Here is a 12,727-nt window from a genome sequence, read left to right as displayed (position 1 = left end):
CGGTTCTTTTAGCGTTGCGGACCGGCTTTCACCAGCGCAGCACCTGCGGCGTTATCTGTATACTTGTCGAAGTTATCAATAAAGCGCTGTGCCAGACCTTCGGCGGCAGCGGTCCACTTCTCTTCACTTTCCCAGCTACGACGCGGATCGAGCGTGTCACTGTCCAGCTCGCCCAGCGCAACCGGCATCTGCAGGTTAAAGATTGGCAGCGTTTCTGTCGGTGCATCATCCAGCTCACCCGCCAGGATTGCATTGATAATGGCGCGGGTATTCTTCAGTGAGATGCGTTTGCCGCTGCCGTTCCAGCCGGTATTGACCAGGTAAGCCTGCGCACCGGACGCCTCCATCCGCTTCACCAGCACTTCAGCGTACTGCGTCGGATGCAGCGTCAGGAATGCCGCGCCAAAACAGGCGGAGAAGGTCGGGGTCGGTGCCGTCACGCCACGCTCGGTGCCAGCCAGTTTGGCGGTGAAGCCTGACAGGAAATGATACTGCGTCTGCTCCGGCGTCAGACGTGAAACCGGTGGCAGCACGCCAAACGCATCGGCGGTCAGGAAAATCACCTTCTTCGCGTGGCCCGCTTTTGAGACCGGCTGCACGATATTGTCGATGTGATTAATCGGATAGGAGACGCGGGTGTTCTCTGTTTTGCTGCCGTCGGCGTAATCAACACTGCCATCTTCGCGCACTACCACGTTTTCCAGCAGCGCATTGCGGCGAATGGCGCGGTAGATCTCCGGCTCAGCCTGCTCAGAAAGGTTGATGGTTTTAGCGTAGCAACCGCCTTCGAAGTTAAACACGCCATCATCGTCCCAGCCGTGCTCATCATCGCCGATCAACTGGCGGTCAGGATCGGTGGAGAGTGTGGTTTTGCCGGTGCCGGAGAGGCCGAAGAAGACCGCCACATCACCTGCTTTACCGACGTTAGCTGAACAGTGCATTGAGGCGATGCCTTTCAGCGGCAGCAGGTAGTTCATGATGGCGAACAGACCTTTCTTCATCTCGCCACCGTACCAGGTGCCGCCAATCAGCTGCATGCGTTCCGTCAGATTGAAGGCAACAAAGTTCTCCGAGTGCAGACCCTGCGCCTGCCAGTCCGGATTGGTGCATTTGGCCCCGTTCATCACCACAAAATCAGGCGTGAAGTCGGCCAGCTCAGCGTCTGTAGGCTGAATAAACATGTTTTTCACGAAGTGCGCCTGCCAGGCCACCTCGGTGACAAAACGAACGCTCAGACGTGAATCGGCATTGGCACCGCAGAAGGCATCCACCACAAACAGACGCTTGCCGGAAAGCTGGCGGGTAACGCAGCTTTTCAGCGCGTTCCAGGTCTCCTGTGACAGAGGCTGATTGTCGTTTTTGCCGGTGCCCTGGTCGTTCCACCACAGGGTATCGCGCGTGGTGTCGTCACGCACAATGTACTTATCCTTTGGCGATCGCCCGGTGAAAATCCCGGTGTCTACTGCAATCGCGCCGCTCTGCGTCAGGGTGCCACGAGCAAAACCTTCGAGGTCCGGGCGCGTCTCTTCCTGAAATAGCGTGTCGTAATCAGGGTTGTAAACCACTTCCGTGGTATCCACGATGCCCAAAGCGGCAAGGTCTTGCGAGGTCAGGCCGTTAACGCGCATTTTACTGCTCCTTAAATCGGTGTCTGTTCTGCAAAGCAGAGATAGGTTGGGATCGTGCCACCGGCTGTTGTATCGGGTGCGGTGAATCACTGACGGTTTACTGCGCGTCGTTACGACAGCCTGCAAAGATAACCGGGCTGTTCAGGGCATCTGCCCCTGGCTTCCGGGCGTTTGCACGATCGCGCGCAGTTTACTCTTCTGCGTTAAGGGAAAAAGGGCAGTGATCTAAAAATGCGACTCAGGGCGCGTTAAGGCCATGTTTCGAACGTTTAAAAGATGTTATGAAAGTAAAAAAAGATAATTTGTCTGAAAAATTATGGGGATAGACTGGGGGAATGGAGAAAGGGCGGCAGACGCCGCCCGATTAATCAGTGCAGTCGGTCGTTATTCTCATGGGAGTGGCTGCGGATGGCGGCAATGTCTACTGCGTCAAACACGTAGTTTGAGCCGCAATAGTCGCAGTGCATGTCAATTTTGCCATCTTCCGCGATGATCTCATCCACTTCTTCCTGCGGCAGCGTGGTCAGCACTTCGCCACAGCGTTCACGCGAGCAGGTGCACTTGTAGATCACCGGCTGCGGATCGTAGAGGGTGACCTCTTCCTGATGGTAAAGACGCCACAGCGCCTCATTGGCAGGGAGATCGATCAGCTCTTCCGTTTTAATGGTTTCGGTCAGGGTCGCCAGGTGTTCGAAGACCTCTTTCTCCGTGTCCTGCGCGGGCAGCACCTGCAGCAGAATACCGGCAGCGCCTTTGTCGCTGGTGCGGATAAACAGGCGCGTGGGCAACTGCTCGGAGCGCATGAAGTAATCTTCCAGGCACGCCGCGAGGGTGTCACCTTCCAGCCCGACCACGCCCTGATAACGCTCACCTTTTTCAGGGGAGATGGTGATCACCAGATAGCCATTGCCGACCATGCTTTTCAGGGTGCTGTCGTCCGCGATGTCGCCTTTGATACGTGCGACGCCGCGCAGCTCCTGATTGTTGTTACCGTTGATCACCGCCAGCGACAGCGGACCGTCACCCTGCAGCTGCACGGTGATTTCGCCATCGAACTTCAGCGTAGCGGTCAGCAGGCTGGTGGCGACCAGCATCTCACCCAGCAGCGTTTTAACCGGTGCCGGATAGTCGTGGTTCTTCACGGTTTCATGCCAGGTGTCAGAGACGTTCACCAGCTCGCCGCGCACGGCGGCATTTTCAAACAGATAACGGTGTAGTTGATCCTGGACTGACATATTTTTTTCTCTCACTGGAACGGGGCGATGGTGCGTCAGCGAAGACGGCGTTATTCATCGCCCGATAATTTAAACTTCATCAAATCGCGACGCTCTTTTTTGTCAGGTCGGCGATCGGGATGGGGCATAGTCAGCGCATTCATCTTGCGCGCCTGCGCCATTTTTTCGCGTTTTTCAATGCTGGCATCGGTTTCGTGATAGAGCTGCTGGGCTTCGCTGGCGGGACGGCGCTGCGCGGTGATACCCGCCACCACCACGGTGCGTTCATCATTACCCTGACGCAGTGTCAGTTCCGCATTCAGCTCTACCACTTTGCCGGGTTTGCTGCGCTGGCCGTTGTAATGCACCTTGCCGCCTTCAATCATTTCCCGCGCCATCGCCCGGGTTTTGTAGAAGCGCGCTGCCCACAGCCACTTGTCGAGGCGGACCTCTTCGCTGCTTTTCTCTTTCATTACTGCTCCTGACTCAGATCAGCGTCCGGTAATCGTCCGTGGCGCGGTGACGCTGAAAGATTTGTTCAGGACGACCCGAATCGGGATTCTTAACGCCTAAACACCAGCCGATGCCCCATAACGTTGCAGCATCCAGAATCAATTCGCTATCGTCGATAAACAGCGTGCGCGGCGCAGAAAAGCCGGTGTGCTGTTGTACCGCGTGCCATAAACGCGGGTCTTCTTTCGGATACCCAAAGGTATGGGTGGAAAGTAATAAATCAAGGTGCGGCGCTAAACCTGTCTGCGCCAGTTTGACATCCAGATTGTAAGGATGCGCGTTGGTCAGCAGAATCGTGGACTTTCCGGCGCGACGCAGGGCCTGCAAAAAAGGCAGCGTATCGTCACGCAGTGCGATCCGGCTGCGCATCGCCCAGGTCATGGCACGGATGTCCAGCGACAGCGCCTCTGCCCAGTAATCCAGACAATACCAGTTTAGCGTATGGGCGACGGCCTGATACTTTTCCGTGATGATCGCGTCGGCTTCTGCACGGGTGATGTCGCGTTGCTGGCTGAGCTGTTCAGGGACATGCTCCAGCCAGAAGTGGCGATCGAATGCCAGATCCAGCAGCGTGCCATCCATGTCAAGCAGCACGGTATCAATCTCAGACCAGTTGAGCATCGTAGTGTCAGACCCTGTAAAAAACCGGGCGACAGGGTAGCACAGAAGGGCAGGGCTCAGAATATCGAGCGCACGCTCTGCAAAGTGCCGAGGTTATGGTTGAAACACTTGTCGTAGTATTGCTGGATATCGATCATGCGCTGGCGATTACGGTGCATGCGACGCAGCGCCAGCAGTCCGTTGATCACGCCGCAGGTCAGCAGCACCAGCAGCAGCAATACGGTGCCGAGATAGCGCCACTGCGCCATAGCGTCCGGTTCATTGTGCAGCATGATGTGACGTGTGCCGTTGGCATCGGTAGAAATGCCAGTAATGATGCCGCTGGCGCTGAACGGCGTGTGCAGCAGCATGGCAGAAATACGTTGCAGCTCGTGCCACTGAGAGGGGGGATCAAGATCAAACAGTGACACGGTGGGCTGTGGCTGATTCACCAGCTGGCGACCCTCGTCGCTAACGATCAGGAATCCCCCTGGCGGCGGGCTGTTGAGATTTTCTGCCGCACGACGGGTTTCACGGAAAAAGAAGGTCGAGGTGGCGGTATTGACCAGATTTTCCAGCGCTTCGGCGCTTACCGGCCGCAGCAGCACATTCATGCCGTTGAGCTGACCGGAATCTGCCCGGCGCATCAGCGCTTCCCAGTCTTTAGCATTGCCCAGGTTCACCAGCGCATTTTTCAGGCGCATACAGTCCTGCGGCTGATTGCAGAGATCCTGCGTTTTCATCACCAGATCGGAGAAATCATCCAGCAGAATCATGCCGGACTTCTGAATCGCGGACGCCAGCTGTGGATTGAGTTTGGGATCGGTATTGGTTTCCGGATGCAGCTGCTTTGTCGTGGTATCCAGCAGCGCCGCGGCTTTGTCTATGATGTCAGATTGTGGCTGCGGTAATGGCATGGCGTTATTCCAGTAGACCGCCGAGCAGTCAAACGGCATATAGGCGTAACTGCGGTTGCTCTGGTAGTTGTCCGGCACGGAACACATGCCGGTGCCACTCACTTTGAGATTGTCGCCAATATTCAGCGGCACGCTGCTGAGTTTATCGACGCTGTTGACCTCCAGACTATCCGTGCCTCTGGCCCAGGCCAGACTGAGCTTAATCGGCATACCCAGCGGGATCCAGGTGACCAGCATGGTCAGCACCATCAGCGAACCACAGGCCAGCACCACGTTTTTCCGCCAGCGCTGGATAGGGAAGTTTTTGACTTCATCCTGCAGCGACAGGAAACGTCCCTGACGCACCACCTGGCGGTTGAGGTAGATTTCGACATCCGTCACCTGACCGAGATCGTGTGCCACATAGGGCTGCCAGTGCGGGGGATAGGCCAGGTCAATAATCCCCAGCGTAATGTTGCTCTGCTCCTGATTAGATTCGCTGAACAGGCCCCAGCGCTTTGGCGCGCCGCGCAGGCAGTGGATATCACGCAATCCGCGCTCACCGGGAATACGATAGAGCAGCCACAGACTGGCCGCGATCGTGACTGCGCCCGTCAGTACCAGCCAGATCATTAGTGCGGTGGGCACTAGCAGGCTGAAGAAAAAGAGTAAGAAGGCAAGGGAGATCATCACCGCTTCACGCGTGCCGTCTGGCCGTGACAGCCGATACTCTTCCGCTGTCTCTTTGCGCACCTGCAGCAGTTCGACATTTTCCGTTTCTGCTTTGCGGATAGAGGCGTTGGTCGACACCGGGCGCATCAGTGTTGGCAGCGATTGCTGGTCGACCGCGTAATCCACCAGCGAGTGGCCGTTCAGTGAGATTACCAGCGGAATGGACTGGGTGCGGATTAACTCAACGTAGTTTTCGTCGGTGATGTACTGTTCCCACAGCGGCGGCAGATGAACTTCAACTTCATCCAGATAGTAGCGCCATTTATGGGGATCGTCAGTCGAGAGGCCATAGCGGGTAATGGCGCGGGTAACCGGATAGACATTGTTGCTCTGCGCCGTGAGTGTCAGACGTTCAGGCGCGCTGCGCTTATCGGTAGTCAGCGTGGTACGGGGCTGCTTTTCCAGCGCGGCGACATATTTATCGACCGCCTCACGCTCCTGGGCAGAAAGTTTACGGCAGGGCGGACTGATGAATGGCAGCGGTTTCGCCAACGGCGGGCGATGCCGCATAGCGTACCAGAACCCAATACCTGCCAGGATTGAACAGGTCAGCACTATGGCCAGGATCATAAAGATTGTGCTCATGCTCTGCTCAATTCAGCCAAAATGCTGCCTTCACTTTAAACTTTCGCCTCCGGTTATGCTCACTATAAAAGAGGCATTCCGGAAGATTATATAACCCTGAGGAGTCAGACACCCGATGAAATAGTGCCAGCGTATATCTTATTGGCATTTGTTAAACCCTGCCTTGTCCGAATGGTAACTGGCACAGACTGGATTAAATATCGGTATTATCTGAAACTTATCGCAGCATATTGACTAATGCAAATTTAGTCTTAACTGATAACCAAAGGCTGTTATTCAATCGCTGTAATCTATGCAACGATAACGTCCTTGCCTGACTGTCGCACAATTGCCTGTGGTTAGGTATGCTAATTCGCTCCAGATAGCCGACACAGAATAATTTGAGGCTGATATGAAAATTCCAAAAAAACCCGACATCCTCAATATCACCGCCGTGGCACGTTCACGGTTATTCACTATTGAGTCGGTCGATCTGGCTTTCAGCAATGGGGCGCATCGCGTTTATGAGCGGATGAAGCCCTCTGAGCGTGAAGCGGTGATGATTGTGCCGATTATTGATGACCATCTGATCCTGATTCAGGAGTATGCCGTCGGACTGGAAACTTACGAGCTGGGTTTTCCGAAAGGGCTGATCGATGCAGGTGAAACCGTGAATGAAGCGGCGGTGCGCGAACTGAAAGAAGAGGTGGGTTTTGGTGCCGAACAGCTGACCACGCTGGGTAAGCTCACAATGGCCCCCTCCTATTTTTCCAGCAAGATGAATATTGTGATAGCGGAAGGTCTCTACGCCGAAAAGCTGGAAGGCGATGAGCCGGAGCCGCTGATTGTCCACCGCTGGCCGCTGAGCGATATGCTGTCGCTGCTGGACGAACCCGAGTTCCGCGAGGCACGCAATGTCAGTGCGCTGTTTATGGCGCGCGAATGGCTGGTGAAACAGGGGCGGCTGAATTATTGAAGCCTAACAGCTGAGAAAAGAAACGCGCCTGCCACAGGCGCGTTTTTGCTTTATTCAGCAGTAATTTTTTCCTGTAAGGACGATGATCGCTTTAAGAGTGGCGCGGTCAGCAGGTAAATAACGCACGCGACAAGAATTGAATTAAGCACCGGTACGCCGCGCTCAACCAGCAGACCCGTGGCCGCACCTGCGACGCTGGCGATCAGCGCGGGCCAGCCAATAAGCTGGGATGTTGCCGGTAAGGCACCGCTGGTACGACTGAGCGCCAGCGTCTGTCGGTCAGTTTTCAGTACGTAGTAGTCAACGATCATTACGCCCAGTATCGGCGGGAAGATGACGCCCAGCAGTTCCAGAAAATCGACAAAACGATCAAGAATCCCGAACACTGAACAGAGTGTACCGAGCAGCCCCAGCAGCAGCGTAATCATCTGATAACGCGGTTTATAGCCGGTCACGCCTTCAATCGCGTTAGCGATGCCCAGCGTTGATGAATAGAGATTCAGGTCATTGATGCGCAGGGTAGAAAAAACGACAGCCAGCAAACCCAGTGAACTGGTGGTTTGCGTAATAATCGCGATGATATCTGATGTCTGCAATTCTCTGGCGATAAGAATCGCTACGCCATTGACCCCATATTCGCCCGCCAGAATTGTCAGTAGCGTGATGGCAAACACATCTTTGCCGTGACGTGAAAAACGCGTCAGGTCAGGCGTCATCAGGCTGGCAAGAATTGCACCACCAATCACCATGGTCATCGCGGCGCTTACAGTAATGGCCTGGCTGGCGATAACCGGCGGTATGTTCTGGCCAGACTGACCGTGAAATGCGTGCCAGAAAATCCAGCCGACCAGCGCGATGAAAAGCGGAACCGCAATGCGCGCGGTAAAGCGCAGCGCCTTAAAGCCAAAGGTAACCAGTAACGTCAACACGGTACCTGAAAGTGCTGCCGACTCTGCAAAGCTGAGTTTGCCATTCAGGGCATAGCTCAGCGATCGGGCAAACACCGCGTTCTGAATGCCGAACCATCCCAGCAGGCTGACCGCGACCAGCAGGCCAATCAGCACAGAGCCGTGGCGACCAAAACCACACCAGCGCGCCAGCAAGCTCCCCGGCAGTCCCTCGCGCATTCCTGCATAGCCGAGCGCAAAGGTCAGCACGCCAAACAGCAGGCTGGCCAGCGTGATTGCGGTAAACGCCTCTGCCAGCGTCATGCTGTTGCCCAGAACCGCGCCGAGCATAAACTGATCCAGCGCAGTCAGCATACCCATATGCACAATAGCGACGCTCAGCAGTGAGAGTCTTTTATTTGCCGGGACAGGGCTCAGTGGATAATCATCAAATTTACTCACGACAGGGTTTCCTTACCGTTTATATATAAATAACGCCTGTGCTGAGAAACCGCTCTGGCAGATAATTCTCCAGTGACTCCGCACGGCAGTAGCTTTCAAATTGTTGTAGCGAATGCACACCCGCTTTTTGATACAGCGTGGTGATGCGGTTACCGACAGTTTTTACGCTGAGGTTATAGATGCGGGCGATCTCTTTTGCGCTGAAGCGCCGTAGCAGCAGAAAAATGACATCCAGCTCGGCGGGGGTGAACAGGGCATGTTCCAGACGCGTCGTCAGTACAGAGGATTTTCTGGGGTCGATAAAGCTCATTGCCGTAAGGTTATCAACCGGACGAGCATTCCAGATGCAGCCCAGCCACTGATTTCGATTGTCGAAAACAGGGTATTTTTCACTGATAAACGGGGTAAGATAATTGTTGCCATACCAGTAATGGGTTTCAATCACGGCTACGCAACGGTTATTCAATTTTACCTGTTGATCGTGATCGCAGAATTCATCGGCGCAATCACTCCAGCGCGTGGGAAACTCACAGTCTTTTTTTCCCTCTAATAAATAACTTTTAGGCGTAGCAGTATACAATTTTGCAGCTTCATTCATATAAAGATGCTGCGATGCAGCATTCTTAAAACCCCAGGGCGTTGGTAATAAATCCATGGTGGTGGCGAATGCAGAAATGAATTCATCGATACTGCGGTATGGGCTGTCCATGGCGCCTCGCTGAAAGCGTTCAGATTATAATCTTTTTGCCAGATAATAACGTGCGTAGCGCTGCGCATAGCCATCCTGTTCGCCATAAACGCGATAACCCAGCTTTTCGTAGAAACCACGCGCCTGAAAACTTAACGTGTCAACGACGGACATATGGCAGCCTCGATTTCGTGCTTCCTCTTCCGCCGTCTGCATCAGCTGACGTCCGGTGCCAAGCAGGCGCCAGGCATCATCTATCCAGAGGTAGTGAATATCCAATGTGCCGCACCAGGTATGGGCTAACAGGCCACCCTGGATATTTTTCTGATCGTCATACAGGATAACATTCAGCGTTTTCATGTTAATGTCAGCAAAGCGTCCATTATGCTGCCAGAGTCGCTGAATAATATATTCTTCGGTTTTGGGGTCTTGCGTATGGCCCACTTTAATTTCCATATACAAAAATATCCATAGGTGATTAAATCAAATTAGAGGTTTTTTGAGCTTTCTATTCTTATCATGATGATAAGCGATGCGCAAGAGTTAATATTCCTCCTGTTATTGATCGTAATTAACAGTACGCTGGTAACCGTTGTTTGTTTGATATGCCAATAATTATATTTGCTGGCACCAGGGAAGACTACGCTAATCATAGCGATATAATAACTATATTATTTTTCTTCGGTTCACTTACTGAATCGCTTAATACACATTGCTTTATATTGTCAGACTCAATTAATGCCGATCGCTCAGAGTGATCGGCATTTTTCTCAGCAACAGATGATGCTTTCTTCGGTTTTTACCTTTCTTATTTCCCGCCCCGACTGACTGAGCCGCGCAGGTACGCAAAGCATCGCCTGTTTCGTCAGGATAAACGGGCCGATAAAAAAGGCTGGTCACCTTACAGTGACCAGCCTCAGACAATTTCAATTGATGGATATCACATCAGAACAGCTCGTGACTCTCGCCGTTATCCATAATCGTCGTACCCACATCATGCACCGAATATTCGGTTGGCTGGGTGCCATTGATGAAGTACTCCTGACGAGTGTTGCCACCGCCATTGGCCAGCTTGCCGGTGCTGCGGTCGATAGTCACTGTGATCACGCCATCCGGCGGGGTTAACGGCTGTACCGGCACACCGTCCAGCGCGCTCTTCATGTACTCATCCCATGCCGGTTGTGCACTCTTAGCACCACCTTCATAGCCCGAAATCTGATCGGGAATCGCACCGGAGAGCGTGCTGCGGCCCAGATTGCGGCGCGCATCATCAAAACCGATCCAGACTGACGTCACCACGCCAGGGCCGTAACCCGAGAACCAGGCGTCTTTCGAGCTGTTGGTGGTACCGGTTTTGCCGCCGATATCATTACGCTTGAGGTCACGCCCGGCACGCCAGCCGGTTCCCATCCAGCCCGGTTCGCCAAAGATATTACTGTTCAGCGCGCTCTTAATCAGGAAGGTGAGGGGGGTATTGATCACGTGCGGCGCATATTGCTGCTCACCCTGCTGTGCCTGCGCAGGAACCTGCTCCAGTTCAGGCTGAGGAACCGCCTGATTCTGGTTGTTATTTGAAGCAGCAACGTTCTCGATGCTCTCTTCATTCAACGCCAGCGCTTTTTTGGTCTCACCGTAGATGACCGGCAGATTGCACTGTGGACAGGCGATCTTCGGTTTCTCTTCAAATACGGTGCCGCCCTGTTCATTCTCAATTTTAGTAATGAAGTAAGGATCGACCAGGAAGCCGCCATTCGCCATTACGGAGTAGCCGCGTACCACCTGTAACGGTGTGAATGAGGCTGCACCCAATGCCAGCGACTCGGTGTGCACAATGTTCTGAGCCGGGAAACCAAAGCGCTGCAGATACTCTGCGGCGTAGTCTACGCCCATCGCACGCATCGCACGTACCATGACGACGTTTTTCGACTGGCCGAGTCCCTGACGCAGACGAATCGGACCATCATACGTTGGCGGTGAGTTCTTCGGACGCCAGTCAGCCCCGGCACCCGCATCCCAGCGTGAAATAGGCACATCGTTCAGGATGGAGGCGAGCGTCAGCCCGCGATCCATGGCGGCGGTATAGAGGAAAGGCTTGATGTTAGAACCGACCTGGCGCAGCGCCTGGGTCGCACGGTTAAACATGCTCTGGTTAAAGGCGAAACCGCCCACCAGCGCGCGCACCGCACCATCATTCGGGTCCAGCGAGACCAGCGCCGAGTTCACATCCGGCACCTGGCCCAGCCACCAGTCGTCACCCACTTTACGCACCCAGATCTGCTGGCCTGCCTGCAGGACCTGCGTCACGCTTTTCGGCGTCGGGCCCTGCACGGTGTCAGACTTATAAGGACGTGCCCAGCGCACACCCGCCAGTGCCAGCGACACATTGCTGCCATCTTTCAGCATCACGGTCGCTTCATCGCTGCGTGCTTCTGTGACCACGGCCGGATGCAACGGTCCATAGACCGGCAGCGGCTTCAGCGCCTTCTCAATCTTCGTCTGATCCCAGGCGGGTTCACCCACTTTCCACAGCACGCTGGTCGGGCCGCGATAGCCATGACGCATATCGTAAGCCATGACGTTATTGCGCACCGAGGTCTGAGCGGCTTCCTGCAGACGGCGGGTGACAGTGGTGTAAACCTTGTAACCGTCGGTATAGGCATTGTCGCCGTAGCGTTTCACCATCTCCTGACGCACCATCTCGCTGAGATAGGGGGCAGAGAAGGCGATTTCCGGACCGTGATACTTCGCCACCAGCGGCGTATTGCGTGCCTCGTCATACTGCTGCTGCGTGATGTAATGCTGATCCAGCATACGCGCCAGTACCACGTTACGGCGTGACAGGGCGCGGCTCGGTGAATACAGCGGGTTAAAGGTGGACGGCGCTTTTGGCAGACCGGCAATCATCGCCATCTCACTCAGCGACAGCTGGTCAACCGGCTTACCAAAATAGACCTGCGAAGCTGCGCCGACGCCATAAGCACGGTAGCCGAGGTAGATCTTATTCAGGTAGAGCTCAAGAATTTCATCTTTGTTCAGCAACTGCTCAATGCGGATCGCCAGGAACGCTTCCTTTATTTTACGCATCAGAGTGCGTTCCGGGCTCAGGAAGAAGTTACGCGCCAGCTGCTGAGTGATGGTACTGGCACCCTGTGAGGCGTGACCGGAAACCAGCGCAATGCTGGCCGCACGGAAAATACCCACAGGGTCAACACCATGGTGCTCATAGAAACGGCTGTCTTCGGTCGCAATAAACGCTTTCACCATCACAGGTGGCACTTGCTGCAGAGTCAAAGGGATACGGCGCATTTCGCCATACTGGGCGATTAAATCGCCATCGGCGCTGTAAACCTGCATCGGGGTTTGCAGACGCACATCTTTCAGCGTGTTTACGTCGGGCAGCTGTGGCTCTATGTATTTGTATAAACCATAAATCGAGCCAGCTCCCAACAGGATGCAACACACTGCAAGGATCAATAAATACTTTACGAACTTCACCTGGAATTTCCCATCTCTTGTCGTTTGAGCAGTTTATAAACAACCGCGCGGTAGTATAAAGGCAAGCCAGAC

General features: G+C 54.3%; 10 protein-coding genes. 1 reads left to right on the top strand and 9 read right to left on the bottom strand.

The window, feature by feature from the left end; genetic code table 11:
- Window positions 1–8: 8 nt before the first annotated feature.
- From pckA to BY447_RS09045, 5 genes are all read right to left on the bottom strand, one after another.
- On the bottom strand, window positions 9–1,628 hold the full coding sequence (gene pckA / locus BY447_RS09065) for a phosphoenolpyruvate carboxykinase (ATP) (RefSeq protein WP_013359292.1): 1,620 nt from the start codon (window positions 1,626–1,628) through the stop codon (window positions 9–11).
- 368 nt (window positions 1,629–1,996) lie between these two features.
- The gene (gene hslO, locus BY447_RS09060; protein WP_110330986.1) at window positions 1,997–2,863 is read right to left on the bottom strand and encodes an Hsp33 family molecular chaperone HslO; all 867 of its coding nucleotides are present in this window, start codon (window positions 2,861–2,863) and stop codon (window positions 1,997–1,999) included.
- Between the two features lie 50 nt (window positions 2,864–2,913).
- On the bottom strand, window positions 2,914–3,315 hold the full coding sequence (gene hslR / locus BY447_RS09055; protein ID WP_013359290.1) for a ribosome-associated heat shock protein Hsp15: 402 nt from the start codon (window positions 3,313–3,315) through the stop codon (window positions 2,914–2,916).
- A 13-nt stretch (window positions 3,316–3,328) separates the two neighbouring features.
- The gene (yrfG, locus tag BY447_RS09050; RefSeq protein WP_013359289.1) at window positions 3,329–3,976 is read right to left on the bottom strand and encodes a GMP/IMP nucleotidase; all 648 of its coding nucleotides are present in this window, start codon (window positions 3,974–3,976) and stop codon (window positions 3,329–3,331) included.
- Between the two features lie 56 nt (window positions 3,977–4,032).
- Window positions 4,033–6,168 carry an intracellular growth attenuator family protein gene (locus BY447_RS09045; RefSeq protein ID WP_110330985.1) on the bottom strand — a complete coding sequence of 712 codons (2,136 nt, stop codon included), beginning with the start codon at window positions 6,166–6,168 and terminating at the stop codon, window positions 4,033–4,035.
- 391 nt (window positions 6,169–6,559) lie between these two features.
- Between BY447_RS09045 and nudE the strand changes: the two genes are divergently transcribed.
- A complete protein-coding gene (gene nudE, locus BY447_RS09040; RefSeq protein ID WP_110330984.1) occupies window positions 6,560–7,123 on the top strand; it encodes an ADP compounds hydrolase NudE in 564 nt (187 codons plus the stop codon).
- Window positions 7,124–7,173: 50 nt separating this feature from the next.
- On the opposite strand, the gene BY447_RS09035 is transcribed toward nudE, so the two are convergent.
- The 4 genes from BY447_RS09035 to mrcA all read right to left on the bottom strand — a co-directional run bounded on the left by BY447_RS09035 (window position 7,174) and on the right by mrcA (window position 12,655).
- Window positions 7,174–8,472, bottom strand: coding sequence for a cytosine permease (locus BY447_RS09035; RefSeq protein ID WP_110330983.1), 1,299 nt, complete (start codon window positions 8,470–8,472; stop codon window positions 7,174–7,176).
- A gap of 19 nt (window positions 8,473–8,491) precedes the next feature.
- Window positions 8,492–9,181, bottom strand: a complete 690-nt coding sequence (locus tag BY447_RS09030) for a helix-turn-helix transcriptional regulator (protein ID WP_110330982.1) — start codon at window positions 9,179–9,181, stop codon at window positions 8,492–8,494.
- Window positions 9,182–9,205: 24 nt separating this feature from the next.
- A complete protein-coding gene (locus tag BY447_RS09025; protein ID WP_110330981.1) occupies window positions 9,206–9,616 on the bottom strand; it encodes a GNAT family N-acetyltransferase in 411 nt (136 codons plus the stop codon).
- 489 nt (window positions 9,617–10,105) lie between these two features.
- Window positions 10,106–12,655, bottom strand: coding sequence for a peptidoglycan glycosyltransferase/peptidoglycan DD-transpeptidase MrcA (gene mrcA / locus BY447_RS09020; RefSeq protein ID WP_110330980.1), 2,550 nt, complete (start codon window positions 12,653–12,655; stop codon window positions 10,106–10,108).
- Between the last annotated feature and the right edge of the window lie 72 nt (window positions 12,656–12,727).

It is taken from the genome of Pantoea sp. JKS000250 (assembly GCF_003201065.1).
Taxonomy (GTDB): Bacteria; Pseudomonadota; Gammaproteobacteria; order Enterobacterales; family Enterobacteriaceae; genus Pantoea; species Pantoea vagans.
This window is presented reverse-complemented; position numbering and strand designations above follow the sequence as displayed.

Bases quoted from the DNA above. Each gene is read 5' to 3' on its own strand.
- pckA (WP_013359292.1), bottom strand. From the start codon at position 1,628: ATGCGCGTTAACGGCCTGACCTCGCAAGACCTTGCCGCTTTGGGCATC.
- hslO (WP_110330986.1), bottom strand. From the start codon at position 2,863: ATGTCAGTCCAGGATCAACTACACCGTTATCTGTTTGAAAATGCCGCC.
- hslR (WP_013359290.1), bottom strand. From the start codon at position 3,315: ATGAAAGAGAAAAGCAGCGAAGAGGTCCGCCTCGACAAGTGGCTGTGG.
- yrfG (WP_013359289.1), bottom strand. From the start codon at position 3,976: ATGCTCAACTGGTCTGAGATTGATACCGTGCTGCTTGACATGGATGGC.
- BY447_RS09045 (WP_110330985.1), bottom strand. From the start codon at position 6,168: ATGAGCACAATCTTTATGATCCTGGCCATAGTGCTGACCTGTTCAATC.
- nudE (WP_110330984.1), top strand. From the start codon at position 6,560: ATGAAAATTCCAAAAAAACCCGACATCCTCAATATCACCGCCGTGGCA.
- BY447_RS09030 (WP_110330982.1), bottom strand. From the start codon at position 9,181: ATGGACAGCCCATACCGCAGTATCGATGAATTCATTTCTGCATTCGCC.
- BY447_RS09025 (WP_110330981.1), bottom strand. From the start codon at position 9,616: ATGGAAATTAAAGTGGGCCATACGCAAGACCCCAAAACCGAAGAATAT.